Genomic DNA, 21501 nt, shown 5'->3' with positions numbered 1-21501 from the left:
GGTTGAATTGCGAAAGGCTAACAAGTCAACCGTCGGTTCGCTTCCCCAAATGTCTCACTATACGAGATTGCAGTACTGGACGTGGACGGAAGTCGCCTGGGCACTGGTGTCCAGGCTTTCCTTGAGCTGCTTACTACCCTCACCAGCCGGGATTCTTACTTCCTTGCTGCCGACTTCCCCGTGGTTGACGTCCAGCGCCCTGATCCGGCAGACGGCCGCCCTGTCATCCGGTTTGTAGACCTGGAAGGTGATCTCGGCCTGCGTCGGGCCGACCACGTCGAACATGATCACCTGCGCCGGCGCCTCCGACCCGCCCGCGGTCATGGACCACATCACGTAGCCCCACCCGCCCGCGATGATGGCCACCAGGACGCCGATGACGACGTGGACGACCAGCCTGCCCCGGCGCCTCGGGCCGTCGGGCAGCTCGTCGGGGGTGCCGAGAACGGGTCCGTTCCCGACATCTCTGGTGACCATGGTGGAATCTCCCTGCACTCCCTGAGCGTTATCCGAGACAATTGTCGCCCGCGGGGGTCCCGGTACACGACCTGACCCTCACGACCGCCTGCAGACAAACTAAGTGACCGGTCCGACTGAGGAGACATCGAGCCCGTGAGTGCACCGCTGAGGCTGATGGCCGTCCACGCCCACCCCGATGACGAGTCGAGCAAGGGCGCCGCGACGATGGCGCGCTATGTGCGCGAAGGTGTGGAAGTCCTGGTGTGCACCCTGACGGGCGGTGAACGAGGGTCCGTGCTCAACCCCAAGATGGACCGCCCCGAGATCGTGGCCAACATCGCCGAGGTGCGCAGGGCCGAGATGGAGCGCGCCCGCGAGATCCTGGGCGTGCAGCAGCGCTTCATGGGCTTCGTCGACTCCGGGCTGCCGGAGAGCGAGGAGGAGCAGCTGCCCGACGGCTGCTTCGCCGTGCAGAAGCTGGAGGACGCCTCCCGCCCGCTGGTGGCCGCGGTGCGCGACTTCCGGCCGCACGTGATCCTCACGTACGACGACGACGGCGGCTACCCGCACCCCGACCACATCATGACCAACCGCGTGTCGGTCGAGGCGTTCGAGGCGGCCGGCGACCCCGACCGCTACCCGGGCACCGGCGACCCGTGGCAGCCGCTCAAGCTCTACTACCAGATGGGCTTCACCAAGGAGCGCTTCGAGGCGCTGCACGAGGCCATGACCTCGCGCGGGCTCGGCTCCCCCTACTCCGACTGGATCTCCCGCTGGGAGGACCGCCCCGCCAAGTGGCCGGTCACCACCCGGGTGCCGTGCGGCGACTACTTCGACATCCGCGACGAGGCGCTGCTGGCCCACGCCACGCAGGTCGACCCCGAGGGCTTCTGGTTCGGCTGCCCGCGCGAGCTGCAGCAGGAGATCTGGCCCACCGAGGACTACCACCTGGCGCGCTCGCTGGTCGACACCGAGCTGCCCGAGGACGACCTGTTCGCCGGCATCCACGCCGACGACGTCTCGCCCGCCTGCCACTGAGTCTGCCGCTGGGGCTGCCGGGGGCCGGACCACGAGGTCGCGGCGGCATACTGGAAGTGTGACCTATCTAGCAGCAGGTGATGTGAGTCCGGGTCTGCTCGGCTTCGTCGTCGTGGCCCTCATCGGCTTCGCCCTCTACTTCCTGATCAAGTCCATGAACAGGCAGATGGCGAAGATCGAGGTGCCGCGGGCGGGCGACGTGCGCGACACGGACGACAAGAAGGCCGAGTAGATGCCGATCGAGATCGTCGACAACTCGTCGGAGAGCCGTTTCGAGATCCTGGTGGACGGCAAGGTCGCCGGGTTCGCCGACTACCGCCTGCTGCCCACCAAGGTCGTCTTCACGCACACCGAGGTCTCCCCGTTGTACGAAGGCCAGGGCCTGGCCGGCCGGCTGGTCGACCACGCCCTGCGCGTCAGCGCCGACACCGGGCTGCGGGTCGTGCCGCTGTGCCCCTACGTCGCCAAGTACATCGAGCGCCACCCGGAGTTCGCGAACCTCGTGGACGCCAAGGACTGAGCCGATCACTCGGCGGGCGTCCAGGCCCGTTCCAGCGCCTCCGGCAGCCCCCACCAGCCGAGCGGCGTGAGCACGCCGCCGGCGTCGACGATGCCGAGGCACGCCCACAGCGGCACCACGGACGCGAAGAAGCCCTCGGTGGCCTCCAGCTCCTCCTCGTCCTGCTCCTCGCTCTCGATGTCCTCCGACTCGGCGATGAGGCGGGCGATCCGCTCCGGCGAGGCGAGCACCCCCGGCCCCAGCCTGGCCAGCGCGGTCACGGCCGCCAGCCAGTCGGCGTGCTGGATGGCGCACAGGTTGGCGAGGGTGAGGTCCTCCTCGCTGAGCCGCCGCTCGAGGTCGGCGAACTCCACCAGCTCGTCCCCGCTCTCCGGCAGGTCCGCGACCGGGCCGGCGACACCCGCCGCCACCATCAGCCACAGCTCGCGGTCGTCGCGGGGCATCGGCCGGTCGTCGAGCCCCGCGCAGGCGCGCAGCACGTTCGCCGGGTAGCCGGGCTCGGCCAGCAGCTCGCGCAGGCGCGCCCCGGCCGCGTCCAGCTCGGCGGCGGGCGGCTCGGGCCGGCGCGGCAGGTCGCCGAGTATGCGGCGCAGCTCCGCCAGCGCGAACGCCTCCTCCTCGTCCCAGGCGGCGAACAGCTCCTCGTCCTGCTCGTCGTTGACCGCCTGCTCGGGCGTCCGGCCGTCGGGCAGCGGGGTGGCCAGCCAGCGCTCCTGCAGTTCCTCGTACGCAGCCCGCGCCTCGGGATCGCCCCCGGCCAGCGCGTCGGGGTCGATCTCGCCGGCCGCCACCCGCTCCTCCAGGTGGGCGACCAGCCGCCGGTGCATCTCGGCGGCCACCGGCCCGCGTTCGTCCTCCTCGGGCCAGACGAAGTAGCCGGGCGTCATCAGGATCGGCTCGGTGCCCGTGGACTCCAGCCAGCGCTGGACGTCACCGACCGTGGCGACGCCCGCCTCGATCGAGCCGAGCGTCGCCTTGGCGGAGTCCCAGAACGCCCGTGACAGCGGGTTGCCGGCCGCGAGCAGCGCCCGCCGCAGGTCGGACAGCGCCACCAGCGCCACGCCCGAGGGCACGGCGAGCAGCGCCCTGGCCACGTCCCTGCGCGTCAGACGGCCCGGCGGCCGGTCGGCGAACGCGCAGACGAAATCCACATCCACCCTCCGTAACCTACGCCGCCCGGGGCCACGGCGCTGGCGGTCACCGGAGTCGGCGGGCCCGCGGTTTAGGGTGGGCCGAGGAGGTCGTGATGAACCACTTGGCAGGCTCCACCAGCCCCTATCTGCTCCAGCACGCCGACAACCCGGTCGACTGGTGGCCGTGGGGCGAGGAGGCGTTCGCGGAGGCCCGGCGGCGGGACGTGCCGCTGCTCATCAGCGTCGGCTACTCGGCCTGCCACTGGTGCCACGTGATGGCCCATGAGAGCTTCGAGGACGCGGGCACCGCCCGGCTCATGAACGAGCACTTCGTCAACGTCAAGGTCGACCGCGAGGAGCGGCCGGACGTCGACGCCGTCTACATGGGCGCCACACAGGCCATGACCCGCCAGGGCGGCTGGCCGATGACGGTGTTCGCGACGCCGGACGGCCATCCGTTCTACTGCGGCACCTACTTCCCGCGCCCCCACTTCCAGCGCCTGCTGCAGGAGGTCCACAGGGTGTGGACGGGCGACCGGGAGTCGGTGCTCAGCCAGGGGGCGAAGGTCGTCGAGGCGCTCAACGACAACACCGCCCTGCCCTCGGGCCCGCTGCCCGGCGCGGAGACGCTCGCGCGGGCGATGGACAACCTGCGCGAGTCGTTCGACCCGGTCCGGGGTGGTTTCGGCGGCGCGCCGAAGTTCCCGCCGTCCATGGTGCTGGAGTTCCTGCTGCGCTCGGGCGAGCGCGAGATGAGCGCGCGGACGCTGGAGGCCATGGCCCGCGGCGGCATCTACGACCAGCTCGGCGGCGGCTTCGCCCGCTACAGCGTGGACGCCGGCTGGGTCGTCCCCCACTTCGAGAAGATGCTGTACGACAACGCGCTCCTGCTGCGCGTCTACACCCACTGGTGGAAGGCGGGCGGCGGCGACCTCGCCCGGCGCGTGGCACTGGAGACGGCCGACTGGCTGCTGCGCGAGATGACCACCCCCGAGGGCGGCTTCGCCTCGGCGCTCGACGCCGACAGCGAGGGCGTCGAGGGCAAGTTCTACGTCTGGACGCCCGACCAGCTCGACGAGGTCCTGGGCGCGGACGACGGGCGGTGGGCGACCGGGCTGTTCGAGGTCACCGGCACCTTCGAGCACGGCACGTCGGTCCTGCAGCTGCTGAGCGACCCCGACGACCCCGCGCGCCACGGGCGCGTACGCGAGCGGCTGCTGGCCGCCAGGGAGCGCCGCGTGCGCCCCGGACGCGACGACAAGGTCGTGGCCTCATGGAACGGCCTGGCCATCGCGGCGCTCGCCGAGACGGGCGTGGTGTTCGAGCGGCCCGACCTGGTGGCCGCCGCCGAACGCGCGGCGGAGCTGCTGGCCCGCGTCCACGTGGTGGACGGCCGGCTGCTGCGCACGTCCAGGGACGGCCGCGCGGGGGCGAACGCCGGCGTGCTGGAGGACCACGCCAACCTGGCCGAGGGCCTGATCTCCCTCTACGGCGTCACCGGCGAGGCCCGGTGGCTGCGGCTGGCGGGCACGCTGCTCGACATCGTGCTCGACCGCTTCTCCGACGGCAAGGGCGGCTTCTACGACACGGCGGACGACGCCGAGCGGCTGTTCCAGCGGCCCCAGGACCCGACGGACAACGCCACCCCGTCCGGCCAGTTCGCGGCGGCGGGCGCCCTGCTGTCGTACGCGGCGCTGACCGGCTCGGCCCGGCACCGCGAGGCCGCCGAGGCGGCGCTCGGCACGGTGTCGGTGCTGGCGCCGGGGCACGCGCGCTTCGCCGGCTGGGGCCTCGCCGTGGCGCGGGCGGCCCTGGACGGGCCGGTGGAGGTGGCGATCGTGGGCGCCCCCGACGATCCCCGGCGCGCGGCGCTGCACCGGGCGGCGCTGCTGGCCGACGTACCGGGGCTGGTGGTCGCCCTCGGCGACGGCGACGCCGCCACGCGCGGCGGCACCGGCGAGGCGCTCGCCCCCGCCGAGGAGGTGTTCCCCGCCCTGCTGGAGGGCCGAGGCCCGATCGACGAGGCCCCCGCGGCCTACGTCTGCCGCGGCTTCACCTGCCGCCTCCCGGTGACCACCGTGGACGCCCTACGCACCCAACTGGCAGCCGACTGACCCCGCGCATCGCCGCGGACGGTAGCAGCGGCCCAGCCACCAGGGCCGCTCAACCGGCGTCCCACCCTGCCGACAGGGCCGCTCGGCCGCGCAACCGGCGTCCCCACCCTGCCGACAGGGCCGCTCGGCCGCGCAACCGGCGTCCCCGCCCTGCCGACAGGGCCGCTCGGCCGCTCAGCCCGCCCAACCGCCTGGGGCGGTCAGTCGTTCGGGGTGGTGCGGTCGGGGCCGTTGCCGGGGGGCTGGTCGGTGCGGGTGAAGGGCTGGTCGGCCTCCTGGGAGGACGGCGGGTCCGACTGCTCGGACTGGTCGCCGCGCCTGCCGAAGTCGTTCTGGCCGTTCTGGTCGTTGCGGCCGCCGTCCTGGACGCTGTCGCCGGGGCCCTCGCTGGTCGGCCAGCCGTCGGAGGACGGCTCGTCGGGCTCGGTCGACGGGGTGCTCCAGCCGTCGTCGGACGGCGGCGAGTAGTCCTGCTGCGGCTCGTCCCCCCGGTCGTCGCGGAAGGGGGAGTAGTCGTCCCAGCCGTAGTCGGACGGCTCGGGGAACTCCTCGACCGGCTTGCCCGCCATGGCCTCGGTCATGAACGCCCGCCAGATCTGCGCCGGAAGCTGCCCGCCGAACTGGGTGCCGTAGCCGGGGACCGTCACGGTCTTGTTGTCGTCGCGGAACATGTTGACCGCGACCGCGAGCTGCGGCGTGAACCCGTTGAACCAGACCGACCTGGAGTCGTCGGTGGTGCCGGTCTTGCCGGCCACCGGCCGGTCGTAGAGCCGGGCCGCGGTGCCGGTGCCGTATTTGACGACCTGCTGCATCGCGTACGTCGTGTCGGCCGCGGCCTGCTCGCCGATCACCTTCGTCGAGACCGGCTCGACGACCTCCTTGTGCCCCTCGCCGTCGGTGACCGACTTGAGCACGTGCGCCTCCACGTGCACGCCCTTGTTGGCGAACGTGGAGAAGCCGGAGGCGTTCTGCACGGCGCTGACCGAGGAGACGCCGAGCGGGAAGGAGGCCGCGTCCTTCTGGGTGAGCTGGGCGGCCGGGATGCCGGCCTTCTCGGCGGTCTCGGCCACCTTGTCCAGCCCGACCTTCTGCCCGAGGTCCACGAACGCGGTGTTGACCGAGTTCTGGGTGGCCTGGACCAGGTCGATGCGCCCGTAGGAGCGTCCGCTGTCGTTGGGGATGGGCTTGTCGGCCGAGGCCACCCGCAGCGGCGAGTTGCCGTCGACCTGGGTGGACAGGTCGAAGCCGTTGTCGAGCGCGGCGGCCAGGGTGTACGGCTTGAACGTCGAGCCCGCCATGACCTTGGCCGAGAAGGCGTTGTCGTAGGAGTAGCGCTCGGGGTCGCCGCCGTAGAAGGCGACCACCTCGCCGGTCGCGGGATCGACGGCGGCCAGCCCGGTGCGCACCTTCTGCGAGGTGCCGTCCGGGATCGTCGCCTTGACCGCCCGCTCGGCCGCCGTCATGAGCTTCTTGTCGAAGGTCGAGACGATCTTCAGCCCGCCGCTGTTGATCTCCTCGTCGGTGTAGCCGCGCCGGTTGAGCTCGTCGGTGACCTGCTGGAGCATGTAGCGGGCCTGGCCCTTGAGCTCGAACGGCTTCTTCGGCGCGACCAGCTCGGGGAACTTCTGGGCGGACGCCTCGGCCGCGCTCAGCGCGCCGGTCTCGCGCATGGCGTCGATCACCGACTTCCAGCGGTAACGCGCCGCCTGCAGGTCGGCGCCCTCGGGGTCGGCGAAGCGGCTGGGCTGCTGGATCACGGCGGCCAGGTAGGCGCCCTCGGCCACGTCGAGGTCCTCGACGTCCTTGCCGAAGTAGGCGCGGGCGGCCGACTGCACGCCGTTGGCGCCCCGGCCGAAGTAGATCGTGTTGAGATACTGCTCCAGCACCCAGTCCTTCGGCTTGGACTGGTCGACCTTCATGGCGATCAGGATCTCTTTGAACTTGCGGGTGACCGAGCGCTCCTGGCTGAGGCCGCTGTAGTAGTTGCGGACGAGCTGCTGGGTGATGGTCGAGCCGCCCTGGAGCTGCTGCCCGGTCACGGTGGACCACAGGGCGCGCGCGGTGCCCTTGGCCGAGACGCCGGCGTCCTCGTAGAACGAGCGGTTCTCGGCCGCGATGACGGCCTCGCGCACGTGCTCCGGCACCTTGTCCAGCTCGACCACCTTGCGGTCGACGCCCTGCCGGGCGAGGACGGTCTTGCCGTCGCGGTAATAGATCACCGAGCCCTGCGCGGTGGCCTGTTTCTGGGTGGTGTCGGGAATAGGAGTCATGGCCCACGCGACGGCGAAAAGGCCGACGAGTACGAGGATTCCCGCTCCCGAACAAATCAGCAGAAGCCGAAGTATCCGCTTTTTCGGCATTCCGCCCCCTCCACCGCTCCGCACCTTCGACCCCCCTGTCGCAAGCCTGCAAGCTGGGCGAATGCCAAGGGTAAACGATCGATATCGGTGCCCCGTCCCATGGCGATACTACGTCGAACGGCTCTCGCGACGCGGAACATCGGCGACCAAGGGCAGCACTCGGTAAGGAACCGGGGTGTCCAGGGCAATGATCGAATTAGTCCGCAACACGCCTTGGACATCCACAATTTGATCGATAACTCGCTGCAGATCCGCATTCGTCCGTGCGACCACCCGGCAGAGCAGATCGCTGGCCCCGGTGATCGTGTGCACCTCCAGCACCTCGGGGATGCGCGCCAGCCGGTCGGCGACCGGATCGTGCCCGGAGACCTGGCGGATCTCCATCGTGACGAAGGCGGTGACGCCGTAGCCGAGCGCGGCGGGCGACACGTCGGGGCCGAAACCGGTGATCACGCCGCGGGCGGCCAGCCGGTCGAGCCGGGCCTGTACGGTGCCGCGGGCCACCCCGAGGCGGCGCGAGCACTCCAGCACGCCGAGGCGCGGCTCGGCGGTCAGCAGCGCGATGAGCCGGGCGTCGAGGTCGTCGATCGTCGTCATGCTGTACAGAAGTAGCGGACAACTCCGCTCAACGCTAGGCAGATTGTCCACTCTTTCAAGTAACTCTTGCGCAACTCGTCCAGACATATCGAGAGTTGGGGGCATGAGCGATGTTTTTCCGGTCAACGGCATGGACGCCGTCGTGTTCGCGGTCGGCAACGCCCGCCAGGCGGCCCACTACTACTCCACCGCGTTCGGGATGAAGCTGGTGGCCTATCGGGGGCCGGAGAACGGCAGCCCCGAGACGGCCGCGTACGTGCTCACCTCGGGCAGCGCCATCTTCGAGTTCCGCGCCTCGATCCGGCCCGGCACCGACCTGGCGCGGCACGTGGCCGAGCACGGCGACGGGGTGATCGACCTGGCCATCCAGGTGCCTGACGTGGAGGCCGCCTACCGGCACGCCGTCGAGCAGGGGGCGAAGGGGCTGGAGGAGCCGTACACGCTGGAGGACGAGCACGGCAAGGTGGTGCTCGCGGCCATCGCGACGTACGGCGAGACGCGGCACACCCTCGTCGACCGCGCCAACTACAGCGGCCCCTACCTGCCCGGCTATGTCCCCGCCGAGCCGCTGGTCGCCCCGCCCGCGACCAGGACCGGCCGGCTCTTCCAGGCGGTCGACCACTGCGTCGGCAACGTCGAGCTGGGCAAGATGGACGAGTGGGTGGAGTTCTACCGCAAGGTGATGGGCTTCACCAACATGGCCGAGTTCATCGGCGACGACATCGCGACCGAGTACTCCGCGCTCATGTCGAAGGTCGTGGCCGACGGCACCCGCAAGGTCAAGTTCCCGCTCAACGAGCCGGCCGTCAGCCGCAAGAAGTCGCAGATCGACGAGTACCTGGAGTTCTACGGCGGCCCCGGCGTGCAGCACATCGCGCTCGCCACCAACGACATCATCACCACGGTCGACCACATGAGGGCGGCCGGGGTGCGCTTCCTCGACACGCCGGACTCGTACTACGACGACCCCGAGCTGCGCGAGCGCATCGGGCAGGTGCGAGCGCCGATCGAGGAGCTGAAGAAGCGCCGCATCCTGGTGGACCGCGACGAGGACGGCTACCTGCTGCAGATCTTCACGCAGCCCGTGCAGGACCGGCCCACCGTGTTCTTCGAGCTGATCGAGCGGCACGGCTCGCTCGGGTTCGGCAAGGGCAACTTCAAGGCCCTCTTCGAGGCCATCGAGCGCGAGCAGGAACGCAGGGGCAACCTTTAGTTTGTCCCGACTTGTCCCGGGTGATCACAGCATCATGGGACCGTCGCCACCGTTAGGGCCCGAGGACGCCGCCGCATGTCCGTGCGCCGGCGTCCTCGTCGCGCACCCCGTCCAACCCTCCCGTACGAGAACCCGCAGACCAGGCCGTGTCGCAGCCGGTGCCTGACCGAGAGTAATATTCTGGTCACGGATCGAAGGGGGCTGATTTCGGGGATGCGTTACGAAAGACGCTCAGTCGCGATCTTGATGGCGCTGGCCGGCGCGCTCGCCTGCACGCCGGCCGACCAGCCGCCTCCGTCCACCGATCCCACGGCCGCCGCGATCGCCGACGCCCGCGCGGGCGCGCCCGGCATCGGCGACCCCGCCTTCCCCCTGGACGGCAACGGCGGCTACGACGTCGCCCACTACGCCATCGCCATCGACTACACGCCCGCCGACAGGCAGCTGCGCGGCGTCACCACCATCACCGCCGCCGCCACCCAGGACCTGTCCAGCTTCGACCTCGACCTGACCGGCTACGACGTCAGCGGCGTCACCGTCGACGACGAGGCCGCCACCTTCAGCAGGCAGGGCCAGGAGCTCAAGATCCGGCCGGCGCGCCCGATCGAGGACGACGACCGCTTCACCGTCCGGGTGTCCTACGCCGGCACCCCCCAGCCGGTCGTCAACTCCGCCAACCTCGGCACCTACGGCTTCATCCCGACCCGCGACGGCGCGTTCGTCACCGCCGAGCCCGACGGCGCCAAGACCTGGTTCCCGGCCAACGACCACCCCTCCGACAAGGCGTCCTTCGACTTCGCGATCACCGTGCCCGCCGGGCTCACCGCCCTGGCCAACGGCGAGCTGACCGGCCGGCCCACCACCGTGGGAGGCAGGACCACGTGGCGCTGGCACGAGAGGCAGCCGATGGCCACCTATCTCGCCACGGCCACGCTCGGCACGTTCGACCTGCGCGAGGGCCGCACCGCCGCAGGCATCCCGCTGCTGGCCGCCGTCGATCCGGCGTTCAAGAGCTCGCTCGACAAGCTCTACACCGTCTCCGGCGAGGTCACCGACTACTGGTCCACCGTCTTCGGCCCCTATCCGTTCGGCTCGACCGGCGGCGTCGTCGACGACTTCGCCACCGGCTACGCCCTGGAGAACCAGACCAAGCCGATGTACGGCGGCTTCGCGCCCGACGAGGCCATCATCGCCCACGAGCTGGCCCACCAGTGGTTCGGCGACAGCCTCAGCATCCGGCGCTGGAAGGACATCTGGCTCAACGAGGGCTTCGCCACCTACGCCGAGTGGCTGTGGGCTGAGCACAAGGGCACGGGCACCGCCGAGGCCATCTTCCAGCGCAATCTCGCCCGCCCGGCCGGCGACCCGATCTGGGCCTACCCGCCGGGCAACGCCAAGGCCGACGACCTGTTCAACCAGTCCGTCTACACGCGCGGCGCGATGACCCTGCACGCCCTGCGCAAGGCCGTCGGCGACGAGACGTTCTTCAAGCTGCTGCGCGCCTGGACCGCCGAGCACCGCTACGGCAACGTCACGACCGAGCAGTTCATCGCGTTCGCCGAGAAACTGTCGGGCAAGGACCTCGGCCCGCTCTTCGACGCCTGGCTCTTCCAGCCCCGCCGCCCCACCTGACCAGGGCGGCAACGCTTTCCGTCGCCCGGCCCAAGTAGAGGTGTAAGGCGAACGACGGAAAAGGAAGTGGCGGGCCATGCGCCTCAACGAGGACCCCGCGGCCTTCGAGGCCTTCTACCGCCGCCACGTGGACGCGGTGCTGAGGTTCGTGACCAGACGGGTGAGCGACCCGCACCTGGCCGCCGACCTCACGGCCGACATCTTCGTGGCGGTGCTGGACTCCGCGCACACCTACGTTCCCGGCCGCGGCAGCGAGGCCGCCTGGCTGTACGGCATCGCGCGCAACGTCGTGTCGGCCCAGCACCGGCGGGCGGCCCGGGAGTCCCGGGCCGGCAGCCGGCTGGCCGGCCGGCGGCTGATGGACGACGACGACCTCACCCGGATGGAGGAGCGGATCGACGCCGGGCGCCGGATGCGCCACGCCTGGGAGGCCCTGGCCGGGCTGCCCGAGGGCGAGCGCGCGGTGCTGGAGCTCGTCGCGATCGACCAGCTCAGCCTCAAGGAGGCCGCCGCGGCCCTCGGGATCCGTCAGGTGACCGCCCGGGTCAGGTTGCACCGGGCCAGACGAGCCCTGCGAGACGTCGCTTCGCCGGCATCCGTGTACCTGGAAGGACAGGCATGAGCAGCTTCGAGGAGCGCCTTCTCAGTGCACTCAAGTCGGAGATCACGATGAGAACGGCGGACGACATGATGACGACGACGAGCACTTCCCCGGCCCTGAGCGGGCGGCGCGGACGGCGGCTGGCGGTGGCCGTCGCGGGCATTGGGGCGGCCGCCGCCGCGGCCGCGGCGCTGATGGTCCAAGCGCCCGCGTACGCGGTCACCGAGGCGCCGGACGGGACGGTCAGCGTCCGGATCAGCGCCTTCACCGACCCCGGCGGGCTGGAGGCCGAGCTGGCCCGCCACGGCGTCAAGGCGGTCGTGGACTACCTGCCCGAGGGGCGGACGTGCCGGCCGGAGCGCGGCCGGCCGGGCGGCCCGCACGGCCGCTTCGGCAGCGCCATCAGGAGGGACGGGGACGGGATCTCCTTCTCCATCACGGAAGGGCAGGTGCCGGCCGGGTCGACGCTCGTCCTGGCCGTGACCAAGGGGCCGGACGGCGACCGTGACCTGCCGTCGGCGACGTCGCTCCAGGTGGTGGAGGGTGAGGTCGCGCCCTGCGCGGCCACTTCCTTGCCGCTGCCGTCATCCGGCTCCGGCGGCACGGAGGAAGGAAAGAAGGACGACGGCCCCGGCTTCACGACACGCGAGGACGGCGGCCCCGGCCCCACCACGCGCGACGACGGCGGCCCTGGCCCCACGACGCGCGAGGACGGCGGCCCTGGCCTCACGACGCGCGAGGACGGCGGCCCCGGCCTGGTCACGCGCGAGAACGACGGCTCCGGCCCGGCCCAAGGCACCGGCTGACACCCTCACCGCCGCTCCGGCCCCGCCCCTGCATCCCGGCGCGGGCCGGGGCGGCGGTCACGCCGGGGACGTGCTGGAGAAGACCAGGACGGAGGCGGTGAAGCCGTGGACGTGGTTGTGCCCGGCGACCGGCCCGACCTCCCCGGCGGCGAAGAACCCCGCCACCCCGATCGGCCCGAGCGTGTCGCGCAGCGCGACGGGGTCGTGGTCGGCGGTGCCGAACATGGCCGAGCCGCGCCCGTTGCAGGAGAACAGCAGCGCCCCGTCGACCCGGCCGAGCTGTTCGCGGTGGGCGTCCAGGACGTCGTACAGGTCCTCGTCGGCGGTGGCGGCGTCGCGCACCTGGAAGCGTACGGTCCGGCCGACCTCCACGATGTCGCCGATGGCGACGGCCTCGCGTTCGGGGTCGATGCCGATCACGCCGCGGATGAGGAAGTCGCCGCGTTCGTGGCGCTCGGCGTACTCGTCCATGGCGATGCCGATCTGCAGCCCGGCGGCGACGAGCTCGCGGTCGTCCTCGTCGAGGTCGCTGACGATGTCCTCGAGCCGGGCCAGCGCGGGCTGCCCGGCCAGCTCAAGTAGCAGGTTCTCCTCGGACGCGGTCACCACCATGCTGGGGCCGATCGGCCGGCAGCCCTGGCTGACCACGGTGCTGACCTGCAGCGGCCCGCCGAGCAGGACGCCGATCGCGCCTTCCAGATAGACCTTGCCGTCCGCGAACAACCTGACCGAGCCCCGCCCCTGGAGGCCGTTGGCCAGCCCGCCGATGAGCGGGAGGTCGCCGAGCACGTCCACCGAGCGTTCGACGAAGGCGTCGGTCGGAAAGGTGTACGGGTCGGCCAGCAGGATCGCCACATGGTCGTCAGTGGCGCGCTCGGGCACCCCGACGACCACGAACTTGTCCTCGGCCGCCAGCGTGTCCAGCGCGAACGTGGTGAGTCTGGCCCCTTCCAAGGTCGCCGCCCAGGCGCTCACGGCGGGCGTCAGTTCCACCCCCTGCCCGTCGCCGATCACCCCCGTGGCGCTGCAACCGATCACGTGCGCACCGGGCGCGAGCTCCATCGCGGCCTGTCCGGCCCTCGCGACGTCGTCAGGGTCGTCGCCGCAGATGAAGAAGCAGACCAGGTCGGCTTGGCCGCTGAGCCTCGACAGGGCCCGGCCGACGGCGTTCTGCGCGGCCACCACCAGGTCGGAACCCACGGCGAGGCCGTCGGCGAAGCGACTCGTCATCAAGGCCACACGTCTCGCCTCCCTCAACATGTCCAAGTTCCCTAGGTCCGGATTCTCCCCACTAAAGGGACAAGCACGCACACGAACCGTCACTCAATAGTCGAGATCCGAAATCTCCCCTGGTTGTGGAAGGCCCTGCCACATTCCCCTCAGGGGACGTAGTCTCGAACCCGTGCATCAGCCACAGCCACGAACTCTCCGCGAGCTGCGGGAGAGCGGACACGTCCACCGCACCGTGAAAGCCGAGGTCAGGGCGAACCTGCTGGCCAAGCTGCGGGCGGGCGAGCCGCGCTTCCCCGGCATCGTCGGCTTCGACGAAACGGTCCTGCCGCATCTGGAGCGGGCCCTTCTCGCCGGGCACGACCTGGTCCTCCTGGGCGAGCGCGGCCAGGGCAAGACCCGGCTCATCCGCACCGTCACCGGGCTGCTCGACGAGTGGACGCCGGTGGTCGAAGGGTGCGAGATCAACGACCATCCGTACGCGCCGGTCTGCACGCGCTGCCGGACGCTGGCGCGGGAGCTGGGCGAGGAGCTGCCGGTCGCCTGGAAGCACCGCGACGAGCGCTACGGCGAGAAGCTGGCCACGCCCGACACCAGCGTGGGCGACCTGATCGGCGACATCGACCCCATCAAGATCGCCGAAGGCCGCACGCTCGGCGACCCCGAGACCGTCCACTACGGGCTCGTGCCGCGCACCAACCGGGGCGTCTTCTCCGTCAACGAGCTGCCCGACCTGGCGGAACGCATCCAGGTGTCGCTGCTCAACGTGCTGGAGGAGCGCGACATCCAGGTCCGCGGCTACAACCTGCGCCTGCCGCTCGACATCCTGCTCATCGCCAGCGCCAACCCCGAGGACTACACCAACCGCGGCCGGATCATCACTCCGCTGAAGGACCGCTTCGGCGCCGAGATCCGCACCCACTACCCGCTCACCGTCGAGGACGAGCTCACGCTCATCCGCCAGGAGTCCGTCCCCGACATCGGGGCCGACATCCCCGAGCACCTGGTCGAGGTGATCGCCCGCTTCACCCGCCTCGTCCGCGAGTCCACCGCCGTGGACGCCCGTTCCGGCGTCTCCGCGCGCTTCTCGATCGCCGCCGCCGAGACGGCCGCCGCCTCCGCGGTGCGCCGCTCCGCCATCGCGGGCGAGGAGCAGGCCGTCACCCGCGTGGTCGACCTGGCCTGCGTGGTCCACAGCCTGCGCGGGAAGGTGGAGTTCGAGGTCAGCGAGGAGGGCAGGGAGACCGAGATCCTGGCCCACCTGCTGCGCCGGGCGACGGCGGAGACGTTCCGCAACCGGCTGGGCGGCGCGGACCTGTCGGCGGTGACCGACAAGTTCGCCGAGGGCGGCCAGGTGGAGTCCGGCGAGCTGGTCCCGGCCGGCGAGCTGCTGACCCGCATGGGCCCGGTGACCGGCCTCGCCAAGATCATGTCGCGGCTGGGCATGGGCGCGGGCGAGGAGTCCCCCGGGCACGCGGCGGCGGCGCTGGAGTTCGCGCTGGAAGGGCTCTACCTCATGCGGCGCCTGTCGAAGGAGGACCTCGACGGAACGGCCGTCTATCGCACGTGAACGCGGGCGCGTTTTCCCGCGTCAAAGGGGGTGACTGATCGTTCCTGACGGGGGAGCCACCCATGCGCCGTTCGCTTGCCTGCGCCACCGCCGCCGTACTCACCGCGGGCGCCTTCGCCGTGCCCGCGCGGGCCACCACTCCCAGCGCCTCGCCCCAGGTCGCGTACGGCTACGCCTGGCCCGACGGCAAGGGTCACCTCCGGATCGTGCCGAAGTCGGCCACGCTCGTGAAGCAGCAGGGCTTCCTCGGCTACCGGCTCAAGACGCTCGCCGGGGCCAAGGAGGTCCGGCTCGACTACACGAGGGCCGCCGTCGGCCGGGTGACCGTGGCCTGCGACCTGAAGGAGACCGAGGGGCAGGTCGCGCTCGACGCGAAGGGGCTCGGCCGCACCCGGTGCAAGCCCGGCGACCTGGCCGCCGCGCTGGGGCGCGGGGCGACGCCGATGCGCGTGGAGTACCAGGACGGGCGGGCCGTGCGGGTCAACGAGATCCTGATCTCCAACTGGCCGAACTCGCGCACCGCCCGGGGGACGATCGAGCGGGTGGACGACCGTACGGTGCTGTTCGCGACGGGCGGGAAGACGTACAAACTGGGCTACTCCTACCTGACGTACTTCTACCGGACCACGGCCCGCTGCAAGGACGGCTGGCTGGCGGGACGGCCGGTCAACGCCGGCCGCGACGGCCTGGGCAAGCGGGCGTGCGGCCCCGACGACCTGGCGAGGGCCCTGCGCTCGGTCGAGCACCCGGTGCTCGCGAAGCTGCGCTTCTCGCCCGAGGTCGGCGGGATCGACGAGGTCTGGGAGGTCTACGGGGACGCGTAGGACCGGCCCCGCAGCGAAATCGGGCATTCCGGGTTAGCGTGGTGGGGTGATGGCCTACCGCTATGGCGAGTACCACGACGGCCCCGACCCTCTCGCTCCCCCCTACGACGTACGGGCGGCGCTGGACGAGATGGGCGACGCGATCCTGTCGGGCTCGACGCCGGTCCACGCCCTGCGCGACCTGCTCAAGCGCGGCCTGCCCGGCGCGCAGGACCGCCGCGGTCTCGACGACATGCTCAGGGAGGTCCGGCGGCGCCGCCGCGACCTGCGCGAGCGCGGGCGGCTCGACGGCACCCTGGAGAAGGCGCGGGCGCTGCTCGACAAGGCCATCGGGCAGGAGCGGGCCGAGCTGTTCCCCGACCCGTCCGACGACGCGCGGATGCGGGAGGCGGGGCTCGACGCGCTCCCCGACGACACCGCGAGCGCCATCCAGGAGCTGAGCACGTACGAGTGGCGCTCCGGCGCCGCCCGCCAGACCTTCGAGGAGCTGCGCGGCCTGCTGCGCCGCGAGGTCCTGGACGCGCAGTTCCGCGGGCTCCGCGACGCCCTGGCCAACCCCGACCCGGAGGCCATGGAGCGCGTCCGCCAGATGATGGCAGACCTCAACGACATGCTGGACAGGGACGCCCGCGGCCAGCACACCCAGGCCGACTTCGCCGCGTTCATGGACAAGTACGGCGACCTGTTCCCCGAGAAGCCCCGCAACCTCGAAGAGCTGGTCGACATCCTGGCCCGCCGCGCCGCCGCCACGCAGCGCATGCTGGCCTCGATGACGCCGCGCCAGCGCGAGGAGCTGAGCAACCTCATCAACCAGACGCTGGAGCAGGCCGGGCTGTCGGACCAGATGCGCCGCCTCGGCGAGGCCCTCTACTCCCGCCGCCCCGACCTGGCCTGGAACGCCCCCGAACGCCTCACCGGCGAGGAACCGCTCGGCATGGGCGACGCGGTGACCGCGCTGGAGGAGCTGGCCGACCTGACCCAGCTCGAAACGGCGCTGCGCCAGGACTACCCGGGCGCGCGGCTCGACGACGTGGACGAGGCCGCCGTACGCCGCGCGCTCGGCCGCTCCGCCGTGGACGACCTGGAGGCGCTCAAGCGCATCGAGCGCGAGCTGGAGGAGCAGGGCTACCTGCTGCGCCGCCGCGGCAAGCTGGAGCTGACCCCGAAGGCGGTGCGCCGGCTCGGCGAGACCGCGCTGCGCCGGGTGTTCTCCTCGCTGGACGCGGGCCGGCGCGGCGACCACGACCAGCACGACGCCGGCTCGGCGGGCGAGCTCACGGGCTCGTCGCGGCCGTGGCGGTTCGGCGACGAGCAGCCGCTCGACGTGGTCCGCACCCTGGTCAACGGCGTGCGCCGGGGCGGGGTGACATCAGGGGGCGGCGCGGCGGTGCGCCTGTCCGTGGACGACTTCGAGGTGGCCGAGACCGAACGCCGCACGGCCGCGGCGGTGTGCCTGCTGGTGGACCTGTCGTACTCGATGGCCCTGCGCGGCACCTGGGCCGCCGCCAAGCAGACCGCCCTCGCCCTGCAGGCGCTGGTGGCCTCGAAGTTCCCGCAGGACGCCGTGCAGATCATCGGCTTCTCCAACTACGCGCGGGTGCTGCAGCCGGACGAGCTGGCCGGGCTCGACTGGGACATGGTCCAGGGCACGAACCTGCACCACGCCCTGCTGATCGCCGGCCGCCATCTCGACCGCCATCCCGACTTCGAGCCGGTGGTGCTGGTCGTCACCGACGGCGAGCCGACCGCGCACCTCATGCGCAACGGCCACTCGGCCTTCGAGTGGCCGCCGTCGCACGAGACGCTGGAGCTCACCCTGGCCGAGATCGACAAGATGACCCGGCGGCGGGCCACGCTCAACGTCTTCATGCTGGCCGCCGACGACCGGCTGAAGGAGTTCGTGGACGAGGTGGCGCGGCGCAACGGCGGCCGGGTGTTCTCGCCGAGCGCCGAGCGGCTGGGCGAGTACGTCGTCAGCGACTTCCTCCGCCTGCGCCGCTCCCGCTGACTTTTCTGTCGGTCCCGGCTGCCAGACTCCCGGTCATGACGGACGTACGGCTCAGAGACGTGGTGGAGGACGACCTGGAGGTGTTCCTGGCGCAGGAGCACGATCCGGAGGCCGTCCGGCGCTCCCGGTTCCCCGCCCGGCCCCGGGAGCGCTTCCTCACCCACTGGCGCACCCGGGTCCTCGGCGACCCGGCCAACCGGGTGCGCGCGATCGAGGCCGACGGCCGGCTCGCCGGCAACCTGGTGGCCTGGTGGGAGGAGGACCGCCGCTTCATCGGCTACTGGATGGGGCGCGAGTTCTGGGGGCGCGGCATCGGCACCCGCGCGCTCGGCCTCTTCCTCGCCGAGGAGCCGGTCCGCCCGCTCCACGCCGACCCGCACATGGGCAACACCGCGTCGGTGCGCCTGCTCGAACGGCACGGCTTCCAGCGGGAGGGCACGGTCCGGCACGGCGACGACGAGCACGTCATGCTCGTGCTGCGCTCGGGGTGACCGCGGCGGGCTGCTCGCCCGCCCACTCGGCGTCGGTCATGCGGATCAGCTGCACGCCGGCGTACCCGAAGGTCGCCAGCAGGATGACCGGCCCGCCGAGGCCGAGCACCATGTTCCACTGGCTGGCGCCCACCAGCCAGATCACGATGCCCGCGAGCACCGCGACGGGGAACCACCATCCGGCCCGCCCGCCCCAGGCGTAGGCGACCGCGACCAGCACCAGGCCGAGGAACGTGCCGATCATGCCGGGCATCTGCCAGGCGGCGATCATCGCGGGCTGCGCGGCGTCCTGCATGAGCTTCTCGGCCTGCTCCACCGGCAGGGCCTGGAAGAGCACGATGTCGAAGAAGTCGGAGATCATCAGGGACGAGAAGTTGATCAGCCCGAGGACGGTCACCGCGCCCGCGAGGTTGGCCAGCACCACGCCCTTGCGCCGGACGAGGTGCACCAGCCCGATCACGCCCGGCACGAACAGCACCCAGCAGTAGTGCAGCAGCGTGGCGCTGACGCCGACGGCCTCGGGGTTGTTGGCGTAGACGAGGGGGTCGGTGACGCCCGGCTCGCTGGGGTCGGTGACCATACCGAGGAGCAGGCAGAGGGGGGCGAGCAGGAGGCTCACCCCGGCCGCGGTGCGGCGGAAGGCGTTCGCGTTGGTAAGCATGGGGTGGACCGTACGGAGCGGCCACCAGGCCCGTCGTCAAAGCAGCCTTTGACCGGGGGTCCCCCGCGCGACGGATTCCCCGCCATCACCCGTCCCCGCACCCGCCGCGCCGCCGGGGACGGGTGGTGGCACCGCGCCCGCGAGGCGGTGACCGGAGGGCGTGATGCCGGAGGGCGTGATGCCGGTGGCCGGAGGCCCTGCTGGAACGGTGCAATCGGGGCGGCGGCTACCCTCGCCTCATGCTCCGCCGGCACTTCCGTCCCCCCGCCGCCGCCCCCGACTCCCCCACCACCCCCGCCGACTCCGCCGCCGCCGACTCCCCCACCCCCTCCGCCGGCTCCGCCATGGGCAGCCGCACTTCCCCCGCCGACGCCGCATCCTCCTCGGCAGGGCGGGTCCCGGCGTTCCTTCCCTCCTCGCCCGTTGACTGGCTCGTCGCCGTGGTGGTGGCGTTGTTCTCGGTCGCCGAGGAGCTGAGCGAGCGCGGCATGGCGCCCCAGCGCGAGCAGGCCACCTGGTGGGCGGTGGCGGGGGTGGTGGCGGCGGCCGGGGTGCTGTACCGGCGGCAGGCGCCGTTCGCCGTCCTGGTCGGCTACTCCGCCGCGAACGTCGCCGTGTTCACCGTCTCGGCCTCCCCCGCCGCGGCCTGGCAGTTCTACACGCAGCTCGTGCTGCTGTTCACCCTCCTGTCGGAGGTGCCGCTGCGCAGCCCCAAGGTCGCCGTCGGCGCGGTCGCGACCGGCGCGTACGTCGCCGGCATGCTGCTCCACAGCATCACCCCGCCCGGCCCCGGCGACGTCGCCGTGGCGCTGGCGATGACCGCCATCGCGGCCGGCGCCGGCCTCGCCGTACGCCGCCACCGGGTGCTCGCCGTCCAGGCCGCCGAGCGCGGCGAGCTGCTGGCCCGCGAGGCCGTCGCCGAGGAACGCGCCCGCCTGGCCCGTGAGCTGCACGACATCGTCGCCCACAGCGTCAGCGTGATGACCATGCAGACCGGCGCGGTACGCCTGATGCTCGCCCCCGGCCAGGACCGCGAGCGCGAGACGCTGACCACGGTGGAGGAGACCGGCCGCGCCGCCCTCATCGAGCTGCGCCGCATGGTCGGCCTGCTCCGCACCGCCGACGACGACCGCCTGAGCCCGCGCGCCGGTCTCGGCCGCCTCGACGACCTCCTCGACCAGGTGCGCGCGGCCGGCCTGGACGTGACCCTGGACGTCCGCGGCGAGCCGGTGCCGCTGGCCGCCGGCCTCGATCTGTCCGCGTACCGCATTGTCCAGGAGGCCCTGACCAACGCGCTCAAGCACGCCGGCCCGACGAGGGCCGCGGTGACGATCGACTACCGTCCCGGCGAGCTGCGCCTGTCCGTCGCCAACGAGGCTCCTGCCCGCAGGCCGTCCGGCACACCCGGCGGCGGCCACGGCCTGATCGGCATGCGTGAGCGGGCCGCCCTGTTCGACGGCACCCTCACCGCCGCCCCGCTGCCCTCGGGCGGCTTCGAGGTACTGGCGGTGCTCCCCCTGTGAGTGAGCATGTGAGCGAGCCGACCGAGCCGCGACCGATCGGCGTCCTGATCGCCGACGACCAGGCGATGATCCGGGCCGGGCTCCGGCTGATGCTGGAGACCCAGCCCGACCTCGCCGTGGTGGCCGAGGCCGCCGACGGCCGCCAGGCGGTGGAGCTGGCCCGCGCCCACCGCCCGGACGTCGCGCTCCTCGACATCGCCATGCCCCACGTGAACGGCCTGGAGGCCGCCCGCCGCATCCTGGCCGCGAGCCCGGCGCCCCGCGTGATCATGCTCACCATGTACGACACGGACGACAACCTCGACCGTTCACTCCACGCGGGCGTCAGCGGCTTCCTGCTGAAGGGCTCGCCGCCGGAGCACCTGTTCGCCGCCGTGCGCAGCGCCGCCAGGGGCGAGATCCTGCTCGACCCGGCGGTGACCGGCCGCGTCGTGGACGCCTACCGCCGTACGTCGCCGCCCCCGCAACCCCCGCCCGAGCCGGCGCTGACCGCCCGTGAGCAGCAGGTGCTGCGGCTGATCGCGCAGGGCCTGTCCAACGCCGAGATCGCCGCCGCCCTCGCCATCGCCGAGGCCACGGTGAGCACCCACCTCAACCGGCTGCTGGCCAAGCTCGGCCTCCGTGACCGCGCCCAGGTGGTGCGCCACGCCTACGAGACGGGCCTCGTCCGGCCCGGTGAGCCGCCGCCCTGAAACGAGGAAGCGTCTCGTCCGCGTTCGGA

20 protein-coding genes are annotated in these 21501 nt (G+C 72.0%); 14 read left to right on the top strand and 6 right to left on the bottom strand.

The features are described 5' to 3' along the window. Positions 1-57 precede the first annotated feature (57 nt). The gene (locus ACBR40_RS21525; protein ID WP_344210840.1) at positions 58-477 is read right to left on the bottom strand and encodes a DUF4307 domain-containing protein; all 420 of its coding nucleotides are present in this window, start codon (positions 475-477) and stop codon (positions 58-60) included. A gap of 135 nt (positions 478-612) precedes the next feature. Between ACBR40_RS21525 and mca the strand changes: the two genes are divergently transcribed. From mca to ACBR40_RS21510, 3 genes are all read left to right on the top strand, one after another. After that, positions 613-1497, top strand: coding sequence for a mycothiol conjugate amidase Mca (gene mca / locus ACBR40_RS21520; protein WP_344210842.1), 885 nt, complete (start codon positions 613-615; stop codon positions 1495-1497). Between the two features lie 82 nt (positions 1498-1579). After that, positions 1580-1729, top strand: coding sequence for a hypothetical protein (locus tag ACBR40_RS21515; RefSeq protein ID WP_344210844.1), 150 nt, complete (start codon positions 1580-1582; stop codon positions 1727-1729). Continuing rightward, complete coding sequence (locus ACBR40_RS21510; RefSeq protein WP_344210846.1) at positions 1730-2017, top strand: GNAT family N-acetyltransferase; 288 nt, start codon at positions 1730-1732, stop codon at positions 2015-2017. 5 nt (positions 2018-2022) lie between these two features. Here the strand turns inward: ACBR40_RS21510 and ACBR40_RS21505 are convergent, their stop codons facing one another. Then, positions 2023-3174, bottom strand: a complete 1152-nt coding sequence (locus ACBR40_RS21505) for a hypothetical protein (RefSeq protein ID WP_371249885.1) — start codon at positions 3172-3174, stop codon at positions 2023-2025. 89 nt (positions 3175-3263) lie between these two features. Between ACBR40_RS21505 and ACBR40_RS21500 the strand changes: the two genes are divergently transcribed. Then, positions 3264-5264 carry a thioredoxin domain-containing protein gene (locus tag ACBR40_RS21500; RefSeq protein WP_371249884.1) on the top strand — a complete coding sequence of 667 codons (2001 nt, stop codon included), beginning with the start codon at positions 3264-3266 and terminating at the stop codon, positions 5262-5264. 200 nt (positions 5265-5464) lie between these two features. On the opposite strand, the gene ACBR40_RS21495 is transcribed toward ACBR40_RS21500, so the two are convergent. Then, the gene (locus ACBR40_RS21495; RefSeq protein WP_344210852.1) at positions 5465-7534 is read right to left on the bottom strand and encodes a transglycosylase domain-containing protein; all 2070 of its coding nucleotides are present in this window, start codon (positions 7532-7534) and stop codon (positions 5465-5467) included. A 198-nt stretch (positions 7535-7732) separates the two neighbouring features. Continuing rightward, positions 7733-8221 (bottom strand): Lrp/AsnC family transcriptional regulator, encoded by a 489-nt coding sequence (locus ACBR40_RS21490; RefSeq protein ID WP_091087113.1) that lies wholly within the window; start codon positions 8219-8221, stop codon positions 7733-7735. A 103-nt stretch (positions 8222-8324) separates the two neighbouring features. Between ACBR40_RS21490 and hppD the strand changes: the two genes are divergently transcribed. From hppD to ACBR40_RS21470, 4 genes are all read left to right on the top strand, one after another. Then, positions 8325-9434: a 4-hydroxyphenylpyruvate dioxygenase gene (gene hppD / locus ACBR40_RS21485; protein ID WP_371249883.1), complete on the top strand. Its 1110-nt coding sequence runs from the start codon at positions 8325-8327 to the stop codon at positions 9432-9434. 213 nt (positions 9435-9647) lie between these two features. Further along, positions 9648-11066 carry a M1 family metallopeptidase gene (locus ACBR40_RS21480; protein ID WP_371249882.1) on the top strand — a complete coding sequence of 473 codons (1419 nt, stop codon included), beginning with the start codon at positions 9648-9650 and terminating at the stop codon, positions 11064-11066. A gap of 76 nt (positions 11067-11142) precedes the next feature. After that, positions 11143-11688, top strand: a complete 546-nt coding sequence (locus ACBR40_RS21475; RefSeq protein ID WP_329589850.1) for an RNA polymerase sigma factor — start codon at positions 11143-11145, stop codon at positions 11686-11688. Then, positions 11685-12473 carry a hypothetical protein gene (locus tag ACBR40_RS21470; protein ID WP_371249881.1) on the top strand — a complete coding sequence of 263 codons (789 nt, stop codon included), beginning with the start codon at positions 11685-11687 and terminating at the stop codon, positions 12471-12473. Before ACBR40_RS21475 ends, ACBR40_RS21470 begins: the two co-directional genes overlap by 4 nt. Positions 12474-12530: 57 nt before the next feature. Here ACBR40_RS21470 and ACBR40_RS21465 read toward each other — a convergent pair whose 3' ends face one another. Next, positions 12531-13703: an FIST N-terminal domain-containing protein gene (locus ACBR40_RS21465; RefSeq protein ID WP_344210862.1), complete on the bottom strand. Its 1173-nt coding sequence runs from the start codon at positions 13701-13703 to the stop codon at positions 12531-12533. A gap of 172 nt (positions 13704-13875) precedes the next feature. On the opposite strand from ACBR40_RS21465, the gene ACBR40_RS21460 reads away from it, so the two are divergent. From ACBR40_RS21460 to ACBR40_RS21445, 4 genes are all read left to right on the top strand, one after another. After that, on the top strand, positions 13876-15273 hold the full coding sequence (locus ACBR40_RS21460; protein WP_344210864.1) for a sigma 54-interacting transcriptional regulator: 1398 nt from the start codon (positions 13876-13878) through the stop codon (positions 15271-15273). Positions 15274-15335: 62 nt separating this feature from the next. Further along, a complete protein-coding gene (locus tag ACBR40_RS21455) occupies positions 15336-16097 on the top strand; it encodes a hypothetical protein (protein WP_371249880.1) in 762 nt (253 codons plus the stop codon). Positions 16098-16146: 49 nt separating this feature from the next. Beyond that, a complete protein-coding gene (locus ACBR40_RS21450) occupies positions 16147-18105 on the top strand; it encodes a VWA domain-containing protein (protein ID WP_371249879.1) in 1959 nt (652 codons plus the stop codon). 35 nt (positions 18106-18140) lie between these two features. Further along, positions 18141-18596 carry a GNAT family N-acetyltransferase gene (locus ACBR40_RS21445; protein ID WP_371249878.1) on the top strand — a complete coding sequence of 152 codons (456 nt, stop codon included), beginning with the start codon at positions 18141-18143 and terminating at the stop codon, positions 18594-18596. On the opposite strand, the gene ACBR40_RS21440 is transcribed toward ACBR40_RS21445, so the two are convergent. Then, positions 18571-19257 carry a hypothetical protein gene (locus ACBR40_RS21440; protein WP_371249877.1) on the bottom strand — a complete coding sequence of 229 codons (687 nt, stop codon included), beginning with the start codon at positions 19255-19257 and terminating at the stop codon, positions 18571-18573. The genes ACBR40_RS21445 and ACBR40_RS21440 overlap by 26 nt on opposite strands. Positions 19258-19496: 239 nt before the next feature. Here ACBR40_RS21440 and ACBR40_RS21435 point away from each other — a divergent pair, with 239 nt between their 5' ends. Both ACBR40_RS21435 and ACBR40_RS21430 read left to right on the top strand, forming a co-directional pair. Beyond that, complete coding sequence (locus ACBR40_RS21435) at positions 19497-20780, top strand: sensor histidine kinase (protein ID WP_371249876.1); 1284 nt, start codon at positions 19497-19499, stop codon at positions 20778-20780. Further along, positions 20777-21472 carry a response regulator gene (locus ACBR40_RS21430; RefSeq protein ID WP_371249875.1) on the top strand — a complete coding sequence of 232 codons (696 nt, stop codon included), beginning with the start codon at positions 20777-20779 and terminating at the stop codon, positions 21470-21472. Before ACBR40_RS21435 ends, ACBR40_RS21430 begins: the two co-directional genes overlap by 4 nt. The last annotated feature ends 29 nt before the right edge of the window (positions 21473-21501 follow it).

Origin of the sequence: Nonomuraea sp. AD125B (assembly GCF_041402765.1) — a bacterium.
Lineage (GTDB): Bacteria > Actinomycetota > Actinomycetes > Streptosporangiales > Streptosporangiaceae > Nonomuraea > Nonomuraea bangladeshensis.
The sequence above is the reverse complement of the archived record's forward strand: the minus strand, read 5'-3'. Positions and strand labels throughout refer to the sequence as shown.

Coding starts and splice junctions, on each gene's coding strand:
- hppD (WP_371249883.1), top strand. CDS start 8,325: ATGAGCGATGTTTTTCCGGTCAACGGCATGGACGCCGTCGTGTTCGCG.
- ACBR40_RS21495 (WP_344210852.1), bottom strand. CDS start 7,534: ATGACTCCTATTCCCGACACCACCCAGAAACAGGCCACCGCGCAGGGC.
- ACBR40_RS21510 (WP_344210846.1), top strand. CDS start 1,730: ATGCCGATCGAGATCGTCGACAACTCGTCGGAGAGCCGTTTCGAGATC.
- ACBR40_RS21445 (WP_371249878.1), top strand. CDS start 18,141: ATGACGGACGTACGGCTCAGAGACGTGGTGGAGGACGACCTGGAGGTG.
- ACBR40_RS21490 (WP_091087113.1), bottom strand. CDS start 8,221: ATGACGACGATCGACGACCTCGACGCCCGGCTCATCGCGCTGCTGACC.
- ACBR40_RS21435 (WP_371249876.1), top strand. CDS start 19,497: ATGCTCCGCCGGCACTTCCGTCCCCCCGCCGCCGCCCCCGACTCCCCC.
- ACBR40_RS21480 (WP_371249882.1), top strand. CDS start 9,648: ATGCGTTACGAAAGACGCTCAGTCGCGATCTTGATGGCGCTGGCCGGC.
- ACBR40_RS21450 (WP_371249879.1), top strand. CDS start 16,147: ATGGCCTACCGCTATGGCGAGTACCACGACGGCCCCGACCCTCTCGCT.
- ACBR40_RS21465 (WP_344210862.1), bottom strand. CDS start 13,703: ATGACGAGTCGCTTCGCCGACGGCCTCGCCGTGGGTTCCGACCTGGTG.
- ACBR40_RS21500 (WP_371249884.1), top strand. CDS start 3,264: ATGAACCACTTGGCAGGCTCCACCAGCCCCTATCTGCTCCAGCACGCC.
- ACBR40_RS21475 (WP_329589850.1), top strand. CDS start 11,143: ATGCGCCTCAACGAGGACCCCGCGGCCTTCGAGGCCTTCTACCGCCGC.
- ACBR40_RS21525 (WP_344210840.1), bottom strand. CDS start 477: ATGGTCACCAGAGATGTCGGGAACGGACCCGTTCTCGGCACCCCCGAC.
- ACBR40_RS21455 (WP_371249880.1), top strand. CDS start 15,336: ATGCGCCGTTCGCTTGCCTGCGCCACCGCCGCCGTACTCACCGCGGGC.
- ACBR40_RS21440 (WP_371249877.1), bottom strand. CDS start 19,257: ATGCTTACCAACGCGAACGCCTTCCGCCGCACCGCGGCCGGGGTGAGC.
- ACBR40_RS21470 (WP_371249881.1), top strand. CDS start 11,685: ATGAGCAGCTTCGAGGAGCGCCTTCTCAGTGCACTCAAGTCGGAGATC.